The following is an 18750-nucleotide window of genomic DNA, read 5'->3' as shown; positions in this document are numbered from 1 at the left end:
CACATGACTATTGAATCTGCATCCTTCGCCGCCTACCTGGTAGCCGGCCTGCTCTTCATCCTCGCGCTCGCCGGCCTGTCCAAGCACGAGTCGGCCCGGATGGGTAACTACTTCGGTATCGCCGGTATGACCGTCGCGCTGGTCGCGACCATCGCCCTGGCGATCGACAACGACATGTCCAACGCCGGTCTCGGCCTGATGATCGGCGCCATCATCATCGGTGCCGTGATCGGTCTGCAGCGGGCCAAGGTCGTCGAGATGACCGGCATGCCCGAGCTCATCGCGCTGCTGCACTCCTTCGTCGGTCTCGCCGCCGTGCTGGTCGGTTGGAACGCCTACCTGCACGCCGAGTACGAGGGCGACGACAGCCGCGCCGTGCTGGCCCTCAAGGCGCAGGACATGCTCGGCATCCACTCCGCCGAGGTCTTCATCGGCGTCTTCGTCGGTGCCGTCACCTTCACCGGCTCGATCGTGGCCTACCTGAAGCTCTCCGCGAAGATCAAGTCCAACCCGCTGATGCTGCCGGGCAAGAACTTCATCAACGTCGGCTCGCTGGTCGTCTTCATCGCGCTCACCGTCTGGTTCGTGGTGGACCCGCAGCTGTGGCTGATCATCCTGGTCACCGCGCTGGCCCTCTTCCTCGGTTGGCACCTCGTCGCGTCCATCGGCGGTGGCGACATGCCCGTCGTCGTCTCGATGCTGAACAGCTACTCGGGCTGGGCCGCGGCTGCCTCCGGCTTCCTGCTCGGCAACAACCTGCTGATCATCACCGGTGCCCTGGTCGGTTCCTCCGGTGCCTTCCTCTCCTACGTGATGTGCAAGGCGATGAACCGCTCGTTCATCTCCGTCATCGCCGGTGGTTTCGGCATCGTTGCCGGCCCCGCCGAGGACAAGGACTACGGCGAGCACCGCGAGATCAACGCCGAGGGCGTTGCCGAGATGCTCAACGGCGCAAAGTCGGTCATCATCACCCCCGGTTACGGCATGGCTGTGGCCCAGGCCCAGTACGGCGTTGCTCAGCTCACCTCGAAGCTGCGCGACAAGGGCGTCGACGTCCGCTTCGGTATCCACCCCGTCGCCGGTCGTCTGCCGGGTCACATGAACGTGCTCCTGGCCGAGGCCAAGGTGCCCTACGACGTCGTCCTCGAGATGGACGAGATCAACGACGACTTCGCCGAGACCTCGGTCGTCCTGGTGATCGGTGCCAACGACACCGTCAACCCGGCCGCCTCCGAGGACCCGGCCAGCCCGATCGCCGGCATGCCGGTGCTGACGGTCTGGGAAGCCGAGAATGTGATCGTCTTCAAGCGCTCGATGGCTTCGGGCTACGCCGGTGTGCAGAACCCGCTGTTCTTCCGCGAGAACTCGGCGATGCTCTTCGGTGACGCCAAGGACCGCGTCGAGGACATCCTCCGCGCGCTCTGATAGCTCAACGCCGAGAGGCCCCGCTGCGAACCAGGTTCGTGGCGGGGCCTCTTCGCTCGTCTCCCAGGGTGAGCGACCCTCAGCGCAGCGAGTCCAGGACCTGGTTGAGGTAGCGGATCTCGACCTGCTGTTCGCGGATCACGTGCTGCGCGGTGGCCAGGGTGAAGACGTTGACGGCGTCGTCCAAGTACTCCTGGGACATGGTCACCGCACCCTCGTGGTGGCGCACCATCAGCGCCAGGAACTCGAGCTGGGCCCGGCCGCTCCCCAGGTCGGCGAGCGCCTCGACCTCGGCCGGCTCCAGCATGCCCGGCATCGCTCCGTGGTCGTGGTGGGCCGACGGCGGGTCGATCTCGGCGCGCCAGGCGTCGAGCCAGCTCTGCATGGTGCGGATCTCCAGGCCCTGATCGGCCGCGATGAACTCTGCCGCGGCTCGGACCCGGTCGTCGAGCGGCTCGTGTTCGAGCAGGAGCGCGGACATCCGGAGGGCCTGTTCGTGGTGCGGGATCATGGCGCTGATGAAGGCGACGTCGGCATCGCTGGGCCGCTGCGCCTTCTGCATCGCGGGTGGGCGGGGTGCCATGCCCCAGGGCCGGGAGACCAGTTCGGTGTTTGCTGAGGCCTCCGTGCCGCCGAGCGTGACCGTCTGGGGTGCCGGTTGCTTCTCCTCGCCGCAGCCACTCAACGTGACGGCGAGCAGGAGGGTGACTCCGATGGCGGCAGGGGAGAGGCGGCGCATGCCGAAACCTTGCCGGTCGACGACCCGCACCGCAACGCCAATGTGAGCTCAGCGTTCAAATCTGGGATGAAAATGCGCGCTGAGGTCACATTGAGCTAGATCCAGCGTTGGAACCACATTCGGTCCAGCCACTCCGAGTGGGTCAGCAGACCGTTGGTCCAGATCGGCCAGAACCAGGCGAAGTTCAACAGCACCAGCAGGAAGAACGAGCCGACGACGATGGTGCCGAGGGTGCGCCGTCGTGATGGCCCGCGGCCGGGGCCGAGCAGATGGCCCGCGGCCAGCGCCAGGGCGATCACCAGGAACGGCAGGAACGCCGAGGCGTAGAAGCTGAAGATCGGCCGCTCGTCGTTGAGCTCCCAGGGCAGCCACAGCGTCAGCGCGCCGACCACCGCGACGCCGTAGCGCCAGTCCCGGCGGCCCACCCACATCACGGCGGCGAAGATCAGCGCGGCGGCTCCGCCCCACCAGAGCACGGGCGTGCCGATCAGCAGCACCTGGCGCAGGCAGTGCGAGTCGGCCGCGGCGTCGCAGCCCTGGGTGCCGGGCGGGATGTTGTTCTCCACGTTGACGCCGACCGGCCGGTTCACCAGCAGCCAGCCGCGGGGGTCTGACTGGTAGGTGTGCTCGGAGCAGTTCAGGTAGTGGGTATGGAAGGTGTAGAGGTCGCGGTGGTAGTGGTACAGCGAGCGCAGCGACTGCACCAGTTCAGCCGGTCCGCTGGCGTCCGGCTCCTTGGCGGTGGGCCAAGTGGCGTCGTCGTCGCTGACGTGCTGGCAGTTCGGGCCCTCCTTCACGAAACCCGTGTACTGGGTGCTGGAGAGGTGCTCCTCGTACTGGTGGGCGTTGACCAGCCAGCCACTCCAGGAGGCGACGTAGACCAGGCCGGCGACGACGACCAGGTAACCGAACGCAGGCACGGCGTCGACCAGCGCCGAACGGAGCACCGCCATCCGCACACCCAGCTTGCGCCGAGCCCCCGCGTCCCAGAGCCAGACCAGGATCCCGAACGCGGCAAGGGGATAGAGCGCACTCCACTTGACGCCGATCGCCAGCCCGAAGCAGATCCCTGCGGTGAGTCGCCAGGGGCGCCACCAGAGCCCGCGCAACGGTCCCCAGGGACCGACTCCGTCCCAGCGGGCCATCCGGGCCCGGGTCCAATCGCGGTCCGCGACCAGTGCGGCGACCGCGCAGAGGATCCAGAAGGCGAGGAAGATGTCGAGCAGGGCGAGGCGTGACAGCACCAGGTGCATGCCGTCGAAGCAGAGCAGCAGCGCGGCGAAGGCGCCGAGCAGCATCGATCCGGTGAGCCGCAGCACCAGGCGGAACATCACCAGCACCATCAGCGAGCCGATCACGGCGGCGCTGATCCGCCAGCCGAACGGGTCCATCCCGAAGACCTTCTCGCCGGCCGCGATCATCCACTTCCCGACGTCGGGATGGACGGTCAGGCTCGGATCGTCGAGCCAGACCTTGTCGGCGTGGCCGTTGAGGATCTGCTCGTTGGCGTCCTCGGTGGCCTTGCGGACGTAGCCGAAGTGGAGCAGGGACCAGGCGTCCTTGGCGTAGTAGGTCTCGTCGAAGGAGAACTCGCGCGGTTCGCCGAGCTTCCAGACCCGGAGGAAGAACGCGAAGAGGGCGAGGCCGAAGCCCGCGCTCCAACTCACCAAGGGCCGTGGCCTGGTGCCGGTCGCCGGATCGGCGAGGTGACGCGGACGGGCAGGGGCGGACGCGCCGTGGGGATCGGTCGGCGTCAGCGTGCTCACGTGCGAAGACTACGCACCTGGTGGTGGTGGCTCGGGAGGCCCGTCATTTCGGTTTTGCCGACGCTATGTCGTTAAGATCCCGACATGGTGTCGATAACAAGTCGCGAGTGGTGCTGATGTTCCTCGCGCTCCGCGATCTGCGCTTCGGGCGCACCCGCTTCGTGCTGATGGGTGCGGTGATCTCGTTGATCGCCGTACTGATGGTCCTGCTCTCCGGGCTCTCCCAAGGCCTGGTCAAGGACGGCGTCTCCGGTCTGCAGAACCTGCCGATCACCTCCTTCGCCTTCGAGAAGGGGGTGCAGCACGACTCCGCCTTCACCCGCAGCGTCCTCGATCAGGACGCCGTCGAGGCCTGGCGAGGCCAGCGCGACGTCAACGACGCCGCGCCCTTCGGTCTGGCCCTGGTCAACGGTGCCAACCAGGACGGCGTCGAGGTCGACCTCGCCCTGATCGGCGTCGAGCCGGAGACCTTCATCGCGCCACGGTCCGCCTCGGGCGATGAGTTCGGCGCAGCCGACGGGCTCGTGGTCAGCTCCCACCTGATCGAGAAGGAGAAGGTGAAGATCGGCGACACGATCACCTTGGAGCACAGCGGTCTGAGCGTCCGGATCGTCGGCGTGATGGAGGACCAGAACACCTTCGGGCACGTCGACATGGCCTACGTTCCGCTCGACACCTGGCGACTGGCCAAGGCCGGCGTCTCCTCCGCGGACGAGCTGACCCCGCGCCAGCAGCGCGAGATCACCGCGGTCGCCGTCGACGGCCCCGAGGAGACGGCGGCAGCCGACCGCGCCGCAGGCACCGAGTCGTTGAGCCAGCGCGACTCCTACAACGCCTCGCCGGGCTACACCGCCGAGACCAGCACCCTGATGATGATCCAGGTCTTCCTCTACGCGATCTGTGCCCTGGTCGCCGGTGCCTTCTTCACGGTGCTGACCATCCACCGCAAGGGCGAGATCGCTGTACTGCGGGCGATGGGCGCCTCCACCGGTTACCTGTTGCGCGACGGTCTCGGCCAGGCGTTGCTCCTCCTGCTCGGCGCCGTCGGTGTGGGAGTCGGGATCGGGGTCGGGTTCGGGGCACTGCTCCAGGGCACCGCGATGCCGTTCGCCCTGGTCGCCGGCCCGGTGGTCCTGGCCGCGCTGTTGTTGATCCTGCTGGGCCTCGCCGGAGCCGCTGCGGCGATCGTCCGGATCACCCGCGTCGACCCGCTGACCGCGCTGGGAGCCAACCGATGAGTACTGCCAAGATCGAACTGACCGACGTCGTCCTCACCCTGGGCGACGGCGAGGAGACGGTGACTGCTCTCGACCACGTGAACCTGAGCGTCGCGGCGGGCGAGCTGGTAGCCATCCTCGGCCCGTCCGGCTCCGGGAAGTCCAGCCTGCTGGCGGTCGCCGGTGGCCTGAGCACGCCGACCAGCGGCGCGGTCACCGTCGCCGGTCAGAGCCTCACCGGGCGGTCGCGCCGCGAGTTGACCCGGCTGCGTCGCGAGCTGATCGGATTCGTCTTCCAGAGCGGGAATCTGCTGCCCTCGTTGACCGCTGCCGACCAACTCCGCCTGCCGGCCACCTTCAACGGACGGCGTAGCCAACGCGATCCGCGGGACCTGCTGGCCGAGGTCGGGTTGGCCACGAAGGCGGATCGACGGCCGCACCAGCTCTCCGGTGGTGAGCGGCAGCGGGTCGGTATCGCTCGGGCGCTTATCACCGACCCTGCGGTGTTGCTCGTCGATGAGCCCACCGCGGCGCTGGATCGGGCCCGGAGCCATGAGATCGTGAAGCTGTTGGCTGACGAGACCCACCAGCACGAGATCGCCACGATCATGGTCACCCATGACCACGACGTACTCGACTACTGCGACCGGGTCCTGGTCATGGAGGACGGCAAGCTGCGCGAACGGGAGGGCTGAGATGGCGCCACGGATCGCGGCGGCGACGGTGGCCGAGCATCGAGAACAGCAGGAGCGCGCCATCCTGCTGGCTGCTCGGCGGCTGCTGGCCTCGGAGGGGACCGCGATCACGTTGGCCGGGGTGGCGCGCGAGGCGGGACTAGCGCGGACCAGCCTCTATCAGTACTACGCCTCGCTGGACGCACTGCTCGATGCGCTGGTGCTCGACATCTTCCCGCAGTGGACCGAACGGGTGGTCTCCGCGATGGCGGCGGCCAACGACCCGGGGGAGCGTGTGGTCGCCTACGTGGTCGCCAACCTGGAGTTGGTCGCCGAGGGCGAACACGCGGTGATCCGCGGACTGGCGATGAACGCGCCGCGCCAGCTCACCGAGGCCAGCAAGGAGTTGCACGAACAGCTCCGGCGTCCGCTCGATGAAGCGCTCGGCGGCGACACGATGGCCGCCGAGTTGGTCCAGTCCTGGGTCTTCGCGGGCTCGCGGATGATCGAGGACGGCCGTGAGCTCGCGGAGGTCCGCGAGACGATCGAGCGCCTGCTTCGGCCCTACTGCGCCGGCCTGGGATGATCGTGGGGTGAGCAACCCTGAGCCCGGTGTCCTGGTCCTGGCGGCGACGCCGATCGGCCGCGTGGAGGACGCCTCCTCGCGATTGGCGAGTGAGTTGGCCCGCGCCGACGTGATCGCCGCCGAGGACACCCGGCGGCTACGTCGGCTCTGTACCGAGCTCGGCGTGACGACCACCGGCCGGGTGGTCTCCTACTTCGAGGGCAACGAGAGCGCGCGGACGCCGACCCTGGTGGAGGCGTTGCTGGCCGGCGAGCGGGTGCTCCTGGTCACCGACGCCGGGATGCCCAGCGTCTCCGACCCGGGGTTCCGGCTGGTCGCCGCCGCCGTCCTGGAGGAGATCGAGGTGACCGCGGTGCCCGGCCCGAGCGCGGTGCTCACTGCCCTCGCCGTCAGCGGACTGCCGGTGGACCGCTTCACTTTCGAGGGATTCCTGCCCCGCAAGGCCGGAGAGCGCGGACGCCGCCTCGCCGAGTTGGCACGCGAACCGCGGACGATGGTCTTCTTCGAGGCTCCACACCGCACCCAGGCGGCGCTGGAGGCGATGGCCGAAGCGTTCGGCGACGAGCGTGCCGCCGCCGTCTGTCGAGAGCTGACCAAGACCCATGAAGAGGTGCGTCGCGGTGGGTTGGCCGAGTTGGCGACGTGGGCTGCCGAGGGCGTCCGCGGCGAGGTGACCATCGTCGTCACCGGTGCTGACCCGGTCGCCGAGGTCGGTACCGACCCGGAACAGTGGAGAACTTTGGTCGCAGACCTGGAAAGCGTCGGAATGACCCGCAAGGATGCAATCCTCGATGTGGCGCGCCGTGCCGGGGTGCCGAAGCGCGAGGTCTACGACGCTGTGCACAGGAGCTGAGATGAACCAACGGATCGACACCTTCACCAATGCGGGGTTTGAGTTCCTGGTGCGTGACACCGGGCCGCTCGACGGCGTCCCGGTGGTGTTGCTGCACGGCTTCCCGCAGCGAGGTTCCTCCTGGGACCAGGTCGCCGAGATCCTGCACCAGCAGGGTTTTCGGACCTTCGCGCCGGACCAGCGTGGCTACTCGCCGGGCGCCCGCCCGAAGGGCCGCAAGCCGTACCGGGTGCCGGAGCTGGTCAGCGACATCGCCGCGCTGATCGACCGGATCGGCGAGCCGGTCCACCTGGTCGGCCACGACTGGGGGTCGATCGTGGCCTGGTCGACGGCGGCCGAGCACCCGGAGTCGATCCGTTCACTGACCGCCGTCTCGGTGGCACACCCGGGCGCCTTCTTGAAGTCGATGGTCTCCAGCTCCCAGGCGCTGCACTCCTGGTACATGGTGCTGTTCAACATCACCGGTGCGGTCGAGCTGATCACCCGCCGAGCGCCGAAGCAGTTCGCCCAGGCGTTGCGTCGAGCCGGGATGACGCCGGAGATGGTCCGCACCTTCCAGCGCGAGATCGTCGAGGACGGCGCGCTGCGGGGCGGCCTCTCCTGGTACCGGGCGCTGCCGATCACCGACCCGCGGCTGGGTGCCGGCAAGGTCTCGGTGCCGACCACGATGGTCTGGAGTACCGGCGATGTCGCCCTTGTTCGTAAGGGCGCTGAGCTGACCCGCCACTTCGTGAGCGGTGACTATCGCCTGGAGATCCTGCACGGCGTCAGCCACTGGATCCCCGACGAGGCGCCCGACCTGTTGGCCGAAGCGATCTTGGACCGGATGGGTCCGGCCACTCCTGAACAGACGGACGGTGCATGAGCGAACAGCCTCGTCGGCAGCGGGCAGCCGTTGCCGAGAACGGTGGGCGACGTGACCTGAACCGGCCGCCGGCCCCTGAACCGCTGCCGCTTCCGGTCACCGACAACCACACGCACCTCGACATCGGTGACGGCATGTCGCCGTTCACCGTCGAGCAGGCGTTGGCCGCCTCCGCAGCGGTGAACGTGCCACGCGCGGTCCAGGTCGGTTGCGACCTGCCCGGCGCCCGGTGGGCCGTAGAGGCGGCGCAGCGGTACCCCGAGTTGGTGGCAGCCGTGGCGTTGCATCCGAACGAGGCACCGGTCCTGGCCGGACGTGGCGAACTGGACGCGGCGTTGGCCGAGATCGAGGAGTTGGCCGGCGTCGATGTCGTCCGGGCGGTGGGGGAGACGGGGCTCGACTACTTCCGGACCGGCGAGGAGGGGCGCGCTGCGCAAGAGGAGTCGTTCCGCAGGCACATCGATCTGGCCAAGCGGCTGGGCAAGCCGCTGATGATCCACGACCGCGATGCCCACGACGACATCCTCAAGGTGCTCCTCTCCGAAGGGGTGCCGGACGCGTGGGTGATGCACTGCTTCTCCGGTGACGCGGAGTTCGCGCGACGCTGCCTGGATCTGGGGGCGCACCTGAGCTTCGCCGGCACTCTGACCTTCAAGAACGCGGCACCGTTGCGTGAGGCGCTGGCGGTGACGCCGACCGATCGGATCCTGGTCGAGACCGACGCACCGTTCCTGACGCCGCACCCGTATCGGGGCAGGCCGAACGCCGGCTACCTGATTCCGCACACCGTGCGGGCGATGGCCGAGGTGACCGGTCGGGCGCTGGACGAGATCTGTGCTGCGCTGGAGGAGAACACGGTCCGGGTCTACGGCGCTTGGTGATTGCAAACTCGTAGCTAGCGCGCAGCAAGCTAAAGAAACTTGCTCGACTTTTCGATTTAAACCGCAGTTGGCGGTCTGACCTGCGCTTTCAGGTGCTTGTGGGCAGGTGTTCGACAGGGGTTGCCTCCCGGTGACCGCGCCGGGAGTTTGCAGGCCTCAGGGAATCGTGCTTATGGTCGATGCTTGTTGGCCGGGATCGGGAGGAAGCACCTGAGCAGCGCAGAGCCCCATCGCGCTGGTCCCCGAGGCCCGGAGAGAACGAAGTCTGGAGCTACGTGCGCACTCGAATCGCACGCCTCGCCAAGAGCAAAGCCCTCTTGGTCGGCCTGGTCGCCGCCGTGATCCTCGCGGTCGCCGGCACCACCATCGGCTATGCCACCCTGAACAAGGACGTCACCCTCACCCTCGACGGTGAGACCCGCACGGTTTCGACCATGCAGGGAACCGTCGGCGATGTGCTCGACGACGAAGGCATCGAGATCACCGACAAGGACGTCGTCCTGCCCGGTCTCGATGAGAAGGTCAGCGACGGCAGCCGGATCTCGATCAAGTTCGGGCGCCCCCTGGAGCTCACCGTCGACGGTGAGCCGAAGACCTACTGGGTGAACTCGACCGACGTGAACAGCGCGCTCTCCGAGATCGGACTCCGGTTCCACGGTGCCGACCTCTCGGCCAGCCGTGGCACCAGCATCGGCCGGGACGGTCTCGCCCTCGAGGTGGCCACCCCCAAGAAGCTGACCGTCCACTTCGGTGGCGACAAGCCCCTCAAGCGTGAGGTGGCGGCGTTGACCGTTGCCGACGTGATCGACCAGCTCGATCTCAAGGTCGACGACGATGACATCGTGAAGCCCAAGCTCACCGCAGAGCTTGAGGACGGCGACAAGATCGTCATCACCAAGGTGCGCGTCGAGACCCGCAAGGTGTCAGCCGAGGAGATCGCCTTCAAGACCGTCGAGCGCACCGACGCTTCGATGTTCGACGACGAGTCCGAGACTCTCACCGATGGCAAGGCCGGTCTGCGCGACGTCACGTACCGACTCGTCTTCCGTAACGGTGAGCTGCACCAGCGCACCGTCGTCGACTCCTCGGTGACCCGTAAGCCGGTCAGCAAGGTGGTCAAGGTCGGCACCAAGAAGCGCCCGGTCGAGACCAACTTCGCGCCCGGCAACTCCGTGTGGGACCGGCTGGCTCAGTGCGAGTCCGGTGGCAACTGGGCGACGAACACCGGCAACGGCTACTACGGTGGTCTGCAGTTCAGCGCCTCCACCTGGCGCGCTGTGGGCGGCACCGGCCTGCCGCACCAGCACAGCCGCGAGGAGCAGATCAAGCGAGGTCAGATCCTGCAGCAGCGCGCCGGCTGGGGACAGTGGCCGCACTGTTCGGCCCGGCTCGGCCTGCGCTGAAGCATCTCGCCGGCTGAACGCTGCTTGACGTAGCCGAACGGCCCCGGTCTCCTGGAGAGACCGGGGCCGTTCGCATGCCTGGTGCCCTGTCGACGGGTCAGCGCGAGCGGACGACGTAACGCTTCGTCAGCGACGTCGCCGCGTAGTCGCCCCGGTAGCTCAGTGTCAGCTGGTACCGGCCCTTGGCGCGCTTGGGGAGCTTGACCGTCAGCTTGCTCCCGCGCACCGTGACCGTGCCGCGGTAGACCTTGATCCGCTTGCCGGCCTTGCCCAGCCCCTTGACGGTGATCGTCACCTTTCCGGTGGGTACCGCCCCGGCCGAGGTCACCTTGAAGGACAGCTTGCCGGCCTTCTTGGAGCGCAGCTTCACCTGGACCGCGCTGAACGCTGAGGGAGCCTTGGCCACCCGAGCGCTGGTCGCAGTGGCGAGCGCGGTCTCGACGTCGTCGCTGGTGAACGTCTCCAGCAGTTCGATCTGCTTGCCGGCGTGGGCGCGGGTGAGCTTCAAGCTCGGTGCGGTGCCGACCTCGACGCCGTCGATCCGCCAGGAGCGTGACGTCGCCCCCGCGGTCGGCCAGCTGCCAGGAACCGCCTTCAGGGTGTTGCCGACCTTGGCCGTGCCGCTGATCCGGGGTACTGCGTCGGGCAGTGGTGCCGCGCCCTTCTCGATGACGGCGCTGACGGCCGTTGCGGTGGCGTCCTCTGCGCTCAGGCTGGAGAACGTCTCGGTCACGGTGATCTGCTTACCGACCGTGCCCGCGGGCACGACCAGGCTGGGGCCGGTCCCGATCTCTGTTCCCTCGATGCTCCAGCGGTAGTCGGAGCTGCCGGGCAAAGGCCAGTCGCCGGCGGTGACAGCGAGCGTCGCACCGACCTTGGCGGTGCCGGTGATGGTCGGCGGGGCGAGCGCCACCGGCGCAGCCGCCTTCGGCACCGCGAGGCCGTTGCTGGTGGTCGTGGTGCTGGCGTAGCCGCTCTTGGTGCCGGTCACCGTCGCCGACACGGTCCGGCCGGCGTCCGCTCCGCTCAGCTGGTAGCTGGAGCCGGTGGCATCGGTGATGGGCTCGCCGTCGCGCAGCCACTGCCAGGAGGTGGCTGTGCCGTCGTGGAACCAGATCGGGGTACTCGCCGTCAGGGTGGCTCCGACCTCAGCGGCGCCGCTCACGACCGGACCGGTGAGCAGTGCCGCGAAGCGAGAGCCCGCTTTGACGACCATCCGGCCGGACTGTTCGTCCGAGCTGAGCACCTGGATCTGGGCGCCGCTCTGCGGGAGTCGAACGTGGTACTGGCCGCTGCGGGGCAGGTTCGAGGTGTCCATGTACTGGGTGGCGTTGGAGTCCTCGAAGACCGGCACCGAGGGCCGGGCCGGGACGGTCAGCGTCTGACCGACGACGGAGTGCCCGATCGCATCCATGGTGTCGACGTCGAAGGTGGCGTCGAAGACCTCACGGACGGCGTTGGAGTTGTTGCCCAGGCTCTGATCGGCGTCCTTGACGAACCGCTGGAGCGTCGGGTTGGCGTCGATCGGCAGGTTGGCGCCGTAGCCGAGGTGCAAGCCGGTGTTGTTCTCGGAGTACCGGGAGTTCGAGTACCAGACCAGGAGCCCGTCCTGGTACGGGTAGGAGCTCACCTGATTGGCGACTGTCGCGCTGAAGTTGTACGGCCCGGTCCGGAGTTGGGCGTCGTAGCCCTGGTACTGCCGGTTCTCGGCCAGGTAGTAGTGCTGATACCTGCTCGGGTAGGTGTTGGCGGAGGTGGCGGCGAAGCCATCGAACGTCCAACCGTCGGCGCCGTCGGCGAAGGTGGTCGACAGGTCGCCGACCTGAAGTTCGTCGATCCCGAGCCCGTTCCCCGCCTCGGCGTAGTCGGTCACGTAGAGCCAACGGAGTTGGACCTGGGAGCCCGCCCAACCGGTCAGGTCGGCGGTCAGTGTGGTCCAACCGGAGGTGCCGGTGATGCCGCCACCGAGGTTGGTGGTGCCTGTCGTGGTCGAGCGGTTCGTGATCACGGTGGTCCACTGCGCGGTGCCGGCGGGCGCCACCTGCAGATAGGCGAAGTCCCAGCCGGATTCGATCGCGTAGCGGATCTTCGCCGAGAGCTGTGCGTTCGCCTCGGGCAGGGTGATCACCGGACTGGTCGCGCTGTTGGTCAGGTTGTCGCCCATCCCGGAGTAGAGGTAGGCGCCATCGGCGGAGTCAGCGAAGGGCCCTGTCCTGGTGACGACCTGGTCCGGCAGCGCGACGGCGAGGGCCTGCTTGCCGGTCGAGGTGGCTCGGTGGGCCGGGCCGAGGACGACCTCGCTGGCTTCGTCGCTGCTGGCGACCAGGGCGAGGTCCTTGTTGTTCGGGCCGTACCAACCGAGTTGGAGCTTCTCGCTCGCCCCGAAGCCGCCGGGCGCGTCGCCGATCGAGCCGTTGCCGTGGCCGAGCCACGAGCCGCTGGCCATCGCCGACCAGAAGCCGACTCCGTTGTCGGTGCTCGCGGTGGCGTAGTAGTCCGGGAGGCCGAGGTCGTGACCGTATTCGTGCACGAAGACGCCGAGACCGCCGTTCTCGGGCTCGGTGGTGTAGTCGCGGATCCAGATCCCGGTGTCGCCGATCTCGACGCCGCCGAACGGTGCCCCGCTCGGGCCGTTGGATCCGGCCTGGTTGGCCGCCCAGCGGTGCGACCAGATGGCGCTGGTCGGGCCGCCCGCTTCCTCGCCGATGCCGGCGTGGACGGCCTGGAAGTGGTCGATGTAGCCGTCCGGCTCGTTGTAGTCGCCGTCGCCGTCATGGTCGTAGCGGTCCCAGACGTCGAAGCTGTTCAGGTAGTCGACGATCTCGGCGCGGCTCTTCCCGGCGGTCAACTCGGCCTGGTACCAGGCCGTTGCGGAGTCGGAGATGAAGCGGGTCATGTCGGTCTGGTTCTCGGTGGTGCCATACGAGGCCTGGTGGTAGGGGACCGTCACCCAGTCGGAGACGTCGCCGGTCAGGTCGTAACGGCCGCTGGAGGCCTCGCGGTAGAAGTGCCGCATCGACTCGCCGTCCTGGTCGGCGAGACCGGTGAAGAACATCTCCTGGTAGTGGCCGCGACCGAAGTCGGACTTCCAATAGGTGCTGTTATCGGTGGCCGCCGGTTCGGGGATCGTGCCGCGGATCGGCCCCGTGCCCGCGCTCGGGTATCGGGGGTCGATCTGGGTGCCGAAGTCGACCAGGAAGGTGAGCAGTCGCGCTTGGGCGTTGACCGGGTAGTCGACCTCGCTGCCGCCGGCGCGGGCGATCGTCCGATCGGCGCCCTTCCCCTTGAGTTCGGCCTCGCCGGTGATCAGTTCGTCGACCGCTGCCTTGCGGACGTTGCTCCGCTGCTGGGCTCGTGGGTCGAACCGGTCGTGGGGATCGGCCTGCGCGGTGAGGTGCTCGTCCGGCTCGCTGGCAGCGGCCTCCGGCTTCGTCGGCCCGGCGTGGGCTCCTGCGGCGACCAGTGGCTGTGTCGCCAGCGCGATCAGGGCCGCAAGGGCAGGGAATGTGACTCGTTTCATGGCGCTCCTCCGCAGTGTCGGCGAACGCCCGAATCGCTCCCCGCCGACGCCCTCCGCGCCGTGACCGGGCGAGTTTATCGGACGGAGTCCATGTTTTTGGCGATCTGTCCTGGCCGGCGTCGACCGCGGGCGCGTTCGTCGGCTCTCGCCGCGTCGTGGCTCGACCGGTAGGCCGACTAGGCTGGTGCCCATGTCACAGACCCCCGCCGGAGTACGCCTGCTGGGCCCGGCGGAGGTGCGGGCCCTCGCTGCCGCGCTCGACATTCGCCCGACGAAGCAGAAGGGCCAGAACTTCGTCATCGACCCGAACACCGTGCGCCGCATCGTGCGCGAATCCGGGATCGGTGCCGACGACGTGGTGATCGAGGTCGGCCCCGGCCTGGGATCGCTCACCCTGGCGCTGCTGGAGACCGGGGCCAGCGTCGTCGCCATCGAGATCGACGACCAGTTGGCCGACGCCCTGCCGAGCACGATCGCCGAGTACGCACCGGACGCCGTCGACCGGTTCACGCTGGTGCGCGGCGATGCGCTCCGGGTCGCTGAGATCCCCGGCCCCGCGCCTACCGCGCTGGTGGCGAACCTGCCCTACAACGTCTCGGTCCCGGTGCTGCTGCACCTGCTCGCGCTGGTCCCGTCGTTGGAGCGCGGCCTGGTGATGGTGCAGGCCGAGGTTGCTGATCGGCTCGCCGCGACGCCGGGCTCCAAGGTCTACGGCGTCCCGTCGGTCAAGGCCGCCTGGTTCGCCGAGGTCCGCCGCGCCGGTGCGATCGGTCGCAACATCTTCTGGCCGGCCCCCAATGTGGACTCCGGGCTGGTGGCCTGGACCAAGCGGGAGACGCCGCCCTCGAGGCAGGTGCGCCGCGAGCAGGTCTTCGCCGTCGTCGACACCGCTTTCGCGCAGCGCCGCAAGACGCTGCGCTCCACCCTGAAGAACCTGGTCGGCAGCGGCGAGGTGGCCGAGACCGCGCTCCGTGCGGCAGGAGTCGATCCACAGGCCCGCGGCGAGGTGTTGACCGTCGAGCAGTTCACCGCGATCACCGAGGCGCTGGTCGCCGCCGGAGCCCTCGCCGACGTCGCGCCACGAGCCGGGAGCCTGGATGGCTGAAGTGACGGTGCAGGCGCCCGCCAAGATCAACCTGCACCTCGGTGTCGGCGGCGTGCGCCCGGACGGCTTCCACCCGCTGGCCACCGCCTACCAGGCGATCTCGCTCTCCTCCCGGGTCACCGCCCGTGACGCATCGACCTGGTCGTTGACCTGTACCGGCCGCGACGGCGTCGACGTCGCTGGTGTCCCGCTCGACGACTCCAACCTCGCGCTCCGGGCCGGGCGCCTGCTCGCTACCCATGCCGGGGTCGACCGCGCAGCCGCGCTCCACCTCGACAAGGGCATCCCGGTCGCCGGCGGGCTGGCCGGCGGCTCCGCCGACGCCGCCGCGACCCTGGTCGCCTGCAATGAACTCTGGGATCTGAAGCTGAGCCGCGAGACGCTGGCCGAACTGGCCGCGGAGCTCGGTTCCGACGTCCCGTTCGGCCTCTACGGCGGCTCGGCCTCGGGGCATGGTCGCGGTGAAGAGGTCGAGCCGCTGACCGACGCCGGCCGATACCAGTGGGTCGTGCTCACCTTCGACTTCGGTGTATCCACGCCCGCCGCCTACGCCGAGTTCGACGTCCTGCACGCCGGTTCCGAGGTCCCTGAGCCGGAGATCCCGCCGGCGCTGATCAAGGCGTTGGCCGACGGCTCCGTCGATGGGTTGGCGGCAGCGCTCGGCAACGACCTGCAACCCGCGACCTTGCGGCTCCGCCCCGACCTCGCGGTGCCCTTGACCGCCGGACGGGAGGCCTCGGCGTTGGCCGCACTGGTCTCCGGATCCGGCCCTACCTGCCTTTTCCTGGTCCGCGACGCCGAACACGGCGCGCAGGTAGCCGCGGCCCTGGCTGACTTCGGTCACGCCCGGCTCGCTTCTGGACCCGTGCCCGGCGCGGAGGTGCTGTGATGGCCAACCTGATCAACCTGGAGCGTGTCTCCAAATCCTTCGGGATCCGACCGTTGCTCAGCGAGGTTTCGCTGGGGATCGCGGTCGGCGAACGGATCGGCATCGTCGGCCGCAACGGTGGCGGCAAGACCACCCTGCTCGAGGTGCTGGCCGGGCTGGAGGAGCCGGACGACGGCCGCGTCTCGCGCAACCGCGGCCTGCACATCGGCTACCTGCACCAGGGCGACGAGCTCAGCGACACCCATACCGTCCGTGAGGCGGTGCTGCGCGGCAAGGCCGACCACGAGTGGGCAGGTGAGGCGGTCACCCGCGAGGTGGTCGCCGAGCTGCTGACCGGGATCGACCTCGACCGTTCGGTGCTGGGCCTCTCCGGTGGCGAGCGACGTCGCTGCTCGTTGGCCGCGCTGCTCCTCGACGAGCACGACCTGGTGATCCTCGATGAGCCGACCAACCACCTCGACGTCGAGGCGGTCGCCTGGCTCGCGCAGCACCTGGTCGAGCGGAGCTCGGCGTTGATCGTGGTCACCCACGACCGGTGGTTCCTCGACGCCGTCTGTCAGCGGACCTGGGAGGTGCACGACGGCCAGGTCGACTCCTACGAGGGTGGCTACGCCGCCTTCGTGCTGGCCAAGGCGGAGCGCTCGCGCCAAGCTGCTGCCTCCGAGGTACGCCGCCAGAACCTGATGCGCAAGGAACTGGCCTGGCTGCGCCGCGGTGCCCCGGCCCGGACCTCCAAGCCGAAGTTCCGGATCGACGCCGCGAACGCGCTGATCGAGGACGTCCCGCCGCCGCGCGACCGGTTGGAGCTGCAGCGGTTCGCCGCGCAACGGCTCGGCAAGGACGTTCTCGACATCGAGGACGTCGACTTCTCCCGTGGCGAGAAGCGGCTGCTCGACCACGCCACGTGGCGGATCGGTCCCGGCGACCGGATCGGCATCGTCGGCGTCAACGGTGCGGGCAAGTCGTCGATGCTGGGGCTGCTGGCCGGTACCTTCGCTCCCGACCACGGCCGGGTCAAGCACGGCCGCACGATCGCCCTGGCGTACCTGACGCAGCAACTCGACGAGGTGGACCCGGACGCCCGGGTGCTGGCCACGGTTGAGGGGATCCGCCGGGTCACCAAGACCGCGGACGGCGAGATCACCGCGACCTCGCTGCTGGAACGGTTCGGCTTCACCGGTGACCGGCTCACCGCCCGGCTGGGTGACCTCTCGGGTGGCGAGCGGCGCCGTTTCCAGCTGCTCCGACTGCTGCTCGACGAGCCCAACGTGCTGCTCCTCGATGAACCGACCAACGACCTGGACATCGAGACGCTCAACGTCTTGGAGGATTTCCTCGACGGCTGGCCCGGCACCCTGATCGTGGTCTCCCACGACCGGTACTTCCTGGAGCGGGTCACCGACTCGGTCTGGGCGTTGTTGGGAGACGGCCAGATCTCGATGCTGCCGCGCGGTGTCGACGAGTACCTGGAGCGTCGTGCTGCCAACGAGGCGGCCCGGATCGCGGCAGCGTCCCGGTCGGGACAGGTGCCGGCGGCGGACCCTGCGTCGATCGCCGGCGGTTCGGCGGCTGGCGGCTCGGCCGACTCTGGCGCCGGTGCTGCGCCGTCCGCGGCGCCCAAGGCGCGCGCCGGCAGCGCCGAGGAGCGGGCCGCGCGGAAGACGATCTCGCGGATCGACAAGCGGCTGGAGAAGATCGCCGAACTCGAGACCGCGATCAACGCCGAGATCGCCGAGCACGCCCAGGACTACCAGAGGCTCGCCGACCTCTCCGCCCAACTCACCCCGCTCCAGACCGAACGCGAAGAACTCGAACTTGAGTGGCTCGAGGCCGCCGAACTCCTCGACTGACTCCGAGAGATAGTCCCTGACAGTAAGCCCCTGAAATCACCGTTTTCAGGGGCTTATCGTTCGGCAGCGTTTCGAGAATGACGCGAACCGACGACTTCGTATTTGGGTGGCCGATCCCTGTGGACAGGCGGAGACTGGTCGTATGCAGCTGAGTGAAGACGCGTTCCGAGCGCTGGCGCGTAGTTCGCCGTGGCGCTGGCGGAGCATGCACTTCACCCGTCGTGGTGGCATCGAGGAGACGGTCGAGGCGTGGATCAACCGCCCGGGCGAGCTGATCGTCGTCGACGCCGGCGGACGGCGTCACCGGCAGACCCATGACGCGGGGGAGAACAGCGGGCTCCTCGCGGTCGCCGTTGCGGACGGCGGTGACCAGTCCGCCGCCGATGCGATGCTGGCCGAGTTGCGCGAGCAGCCGCACCAGTGGGGTGGGGATCTCTCACCGGTCGTCCGGTTGGACGGCCTGGTGGCGCATCGGCCGGGCGAGTGGTGGAGCGACTACGAGCAGCCGTTCTGGGAGAACTATCGCTGGGCGGCGATGCTCGACCCGGTCGAGCTGGCCGACGGGCAACGCGAGGTGGGCGACGGCATCGAACGTTGTGACGGCACCGTGGTCACCGATCTGCGCGAGGGCGAGCACCGTGGCAGGCCGGCCTGGCGGGCGACGGTGGCAGCCGGCGAGGGCTACAACCCGACCTGCGGTTGCTGCCCGTTGTTGTGGAGCCGGATCGCCGACCGCCTGGAGTACGGCGACGACGCGCCTCGCGGCCGCGACTACCCGATCGCCTACGAGGTCGCCCTCGACCTGCAGACCGCCGTCGTGGTGGAGCTGGTCCCGCTCGGTGGGGAGCGGGCCAACGACACCCTCGACGTCGAGATCCACGAAGCCCGCTGACTGTTTCGCCGGCAGTTCGGCCCGGTGACCGCCCGGCGCCGGTTCGCCGGCGTCCGCGTTGCGCGAACTGCCAGCGGAACCTGCA

At 68.7% G+C, this 18750-nt stretch carries 15 protein-coding genes; 12 read left to right on the top strand and 3 right to left on the bottom strand.

Going from position 1 to position 18750, the window contains the following annotated elements:
• Positions 1-3: 3 nt before the first annotated feature.
• Positions 4-1425, top strand: a complete 1422-nt coding sequence (gene pntB / locus ACLM5J_RS01270) for a Re/Si-specific NAD(P)(+) transhydrogenase subunit beta (RefSeq protein ID WP_413654191.1) — start codon at positions 4-6, stop codon at positions 1423-1425.
• 79 nt (positions 1426-1504) lie between these two features.
• Here the strand turns inward: pntB and ACLM5J_RS01265 are convergent, their stop codons facing one another.
• Positions 1505-2164 carry a DUF305 domain-containing protein gene (locus tag ACLM5J_RS01265; protein WP_413654190.1) on the bottom strand — a complete coding sequence of 220 codons (660 nt, stop codon included), beginning with the start codon at positions 2162-2164 and terminating at the stop codon, positions 1505-1507.
• Positions 2165-2259: 95 nt separating this feature from the next.
• Positions 2260-3930, bottom strand: coding sequence for a dolichyl-phosphate-mannose--protein mannosyltransferase (locus ACLM5J_RS01260; RefSeq protein WP_413654189.1), 1671 nt, complete (start codon positions 3928-3930; stop codon positions 2260-2262).
• 116 nt (positions 3931-4046) lie between these two features.
• Here ACLM5J_RS01260 and ACLM5J_RS01255 point away from each other — a divergent pair, with 116 nt between their 5' ends.
• The 7 genes from ACLM5J_RS01255 to ACLM5J_RS01225 all read left to right on the top strand — a co-directional run bounded on the left by ACLM5J_RS01255 (position 4047) and on the right by ACLM5J_RS01225 (position 10409).
• Positions 4047-5168, top strand: coding sequence for an FtsX-like permease family protein (locus ACLM5J_RS01255; protein ID WP_413654997.1), 1122 nt, complete (start codon positions 4047-4049; stop codon positions 5166-5168).
• The gene (locus tag ACLM5J_RS01250; protein ID WP_413654188.1) at positions 5165-5842 is read left to right on the top strand and encodes an ABC transporter ATP-binding protein; all 678 of its coding nucleotides are present in this window, start codon (positions 5165-5167) and stop codon (positions 5840-5842) included. The genes ACLM5J_RS01255 and ACLM5J_RS01250 overlap by 4 nt, the downstream gene beginning before the upstream one ends.
• Before the next feature lies 1 nt (position 5843).
• On the top strand, positions 5844-6407 hold the full coding sequence (locus tag ACLM5J_RS01245) for a TetR/AcrR family transcriptional regulator (protein WP_413654187.1): 564 nt from the start codon (positions 5844-5846) through the stop codon (positions 6405-6407).
• Between the two features lie 7 nt (positions 6408-6414).
• Entirely contained in the window at positions 6415-7260 is an 846-nt protein-coding gene (rsmI, locus tag ACLM5J_RS01240; RefSeq protein ID WP_413654186.1) for a 16S rRNA (cytidine(1402)-2'-O)-methyltransferase, read from the top strand.
• A gap of 1 nt (position 7261) precedes the next feature.
• On the top strand, positions 7262-8125 hold the full coding sequence (locus ACLM5J_RS01235; protein WP_413654185.1) for an alpha/beta fold hydrolase: 864 nt from the start codon (positions 7262-7264) through the stop codon (positions 8123-8125).
• A complete protein-coding gene (locus ACLM5J_RS01230; protein ID WP_413654184.1) occupies positions 8122-9006 on the top strand; it encodes a TatD family hydrolase in 885 nt (294 codons plus the stop codon). The genes ACLM5J_RS01235 and ACLM5J_RS01230 overlap by 4 nt, the downstream gene beginning before the upstream one ends.
• Before the next feature lie 275 nt (positions 9007-9281).
• The gene (locus tag ACLM5J_RS01225) at positions 9282-10409 is read left to right on the top strand and encodes a transglycosylase family protein (RefSeq protein WP_413654183.1); all 1128 of its coding nucleotides are present in this window, start codon (positions 9282-9284) and stop codon (positions 10407-10409) included.
• A 97-nt stretch (positions 10410-10506) separates the two neighbouring features.
• On the opposite strand, the gene ACLM5J_RS01220 is transcribed toward ACLM5J_RS01225, so the two are convergent.
• Complete coding sequence (locus tag ACLM5J_RS01220) at positions 10507-13929, bottom strand: immune inhibitor A domain-containing protein (protein WP_413654182.1); 3423 nt, start codon at positions 13927-13929, stop codon at positions 10507-10509.
• A gap of 190 nt (positions 13930-14119) precedes the next feature.
• Between ACLM5J_RS01220 and rsmA the strand changes: the two genes are divergently transcribed.
• The 4 genes from rsmA (at position 14120) to ACLM5J_RS01200 (ending at position 18665) form a co-directional block, all read left to right on the top strand.
• Complete coding sequence (gene rsmA, locus ACLM5J_RS01215) at positions 14120-15034, top strand: 16S rRNA (adenine(1518)-N(6)/adenine(1519)-N(6))-dimethyltransferase RsmA (protein WP_413654181.1); 915 nt, start codon at positions 14120-14122, stop codon at positions 15032-15034.
• Positions 15027-15923: a 4-(cytidine 5'-diphospho)-2-C-methyl-D-erythritol kinase gene (locus ACLM5J_RS01210; RefSeq protein WP_413654180.1), complete on the top strand. Its 897-nt coding sequence runs from the start codon at positions 15027-15029 to the stop codon at positions 15921-15923. The genes rsmA and ACLM5J_RS01210 overlap by 8 nt, the downstream gene beginning before the upstream one ends.
• Positions 15923-17773, top strand: a complete 1851-nt coding sequence (locus ACLM5J_RS01205) for an ABC-F family ATP-binding cassette domain-containing protein (protein WP_413654179.1) — start codon at positions 15923-15925, stop codon at positions 17771-17773. Before ACLM5J_RS01210 ends, ACLM5J_RS01205 begins: the two co-directional genes overlap by 1 nt.
• 142 nt (positions 17774-17915) lie before the next feature.
• Positions 17916-18665: a hypothetical protein gene (locus ACLM5J_RS01200; protein WP_413654178.1), complete on the top strand. Its 750-nt coding sequence runs from the start codon at positions 17916-17918 to the stop codon at positions 18663-18665.
• Positions 18666-18750: the final 85 nt, after the last annotated feature.

The organism is Nocardioides sp. Bht2 (assembly GCF_047308515.1).
In the GTDB taxonomy this organism is placed as follows: Bacteria; Actinomycetota; Actinomycetes; order Propionibacteriales; family Nocardioidaceae; genus Nocardioides.
This window is presented reverse-complemented; position numbering and strand designations above follow the sequence as displayed.